A 1,173-nucleotide genomic window follows, 5' to 3' on the forward strand; every position below is an offset into this window, starting at 1 on the left:
GATCATGGTCACCGGCTGCGCCGCCAGGAAGCCGACCGCCTCGGCTTCGCCGATGACCGAGAAGCCGCGCGGTTTACGGAAGTCCGACGCTATCTTGGCGAGGAACTTGCAGTAGGACAGGCCGGCCGAAACGGTGATGCCGATCTCCTTCTCGACCGCCAGCGCAAAGCGCGCCAGCACCACAGCGGGTGGCAGGCCGTGCAGCCGTTCGGTGCCGGCGAGGTCGAGAAACGCCTCGTCGATCGACAGCGGCTCGACCAGCGGCGTCAGCGCCTGCATCATGGCGCGCACCTCGCGGCCGACGCGGACGTATTTTTCCATGTTGGGGCTGATGACCACCGCCTCCGGGCAGGCTTCGAGCGCCTTGAACATCGGCATGGCCGAGCGCACGCCCTGGATGCGGGCGATGTAGCATGCGGTGGAGACGACGCCGCGCTTGCCGCCGCCGATGATCAGCGGCTTGTCCTTGAGCGCCGGATTGTCGCGCTTTTCGATTGCCGCATAGAAGGCGTCGCAATCGATATGGGCCAGATGCAGCCGGTAAAGCTCGGGATGACGCGCAAGCCGGGGGCTGCCGCAGCGCTCGCAGCGGCGCGTCTGGCTGCGCTGAAGCATCAGGCAGTCGCGGCAAAAACCGTGATCGGGATTGTTGACAGGGGCCGCCCTCGCTGCGAACATAAAGAGAACAGAGGCAATGGTACGACAGTGCAAGGCCAGCGACAAGGCTGGCCTGGGGAGAACGCATGAGCACGACCATAGCGCCGCTTGCGCCCGAGCTTTGGGCTGAATTCGAGGACCTCTTCGGCAAGCAAGGTGCCTGCTACGGCTGCTGGTGCACGCATTTCCGGCTGGCGCCGGCGATGCGCCGCGAGAGCAGCCGGGAACGCAACAAGGACCACATCAAGGCGCGCATCGAGGCCGGCCCGCCGCCGGGCCTGCTGGCATTCGAGGACGGTCAGGCGGTTGGCTGGATGCAGATCGGACCGCGCGCCGACGTGCCCGAATGGAACAACCAGGGCAGGGGGTCGGCACCGGTCGATCCTGCCGACGCCACGGATCCGGCCGTCTGGGCGATCTCCTGCTTTTTCATCCGCGGCAAGGCGCGCGGCAGGGGCATCACGCATCGCCTCGTCGAAGGCGGCATCGATTTTGCCCGCCAGAACGGTGCACGGC

Annotated in this window: 2 protein-coding genes; one reads left to right on the forward strand and one right to left on the reverse strand. The window is 66.6% G+C overall.

Annotated elements, in window-relative coordinates; genetic code table 11:
- A partial coding sequence (locus EN932_RS36520; protein WP_128369543.1) for a DNA polymerase IV occupies window positions 1-678 on the reverse strand: 678 nt, incomplete at its 3' end.
- Window positions 679-743: 65 nt separating this feature from the next.
- Between EN932_RS36520 and EN932_RS36525 the strand changes: the two genes are divergently transcribed.
- Window positions 744-1,173, forward strand: a 430-nt coding sequence (locus EN932_RS36525) for a GNAT family N-acetyltransferase (protein WP_164890860.1), incomplete at its 3' end; no start/stop codon positions are given.

This window comes from Mesorhizobium sp. M7A.F.Ca.US.002.01.1.1, from assembly GCF_004022955.1.
GTDB lineage: Bacteria > Pseudomonadota > Alphaproteobacteria > Rhizobiales > Rhizobiaceae > Mesorhizobium > Mesorhizobium ciceri.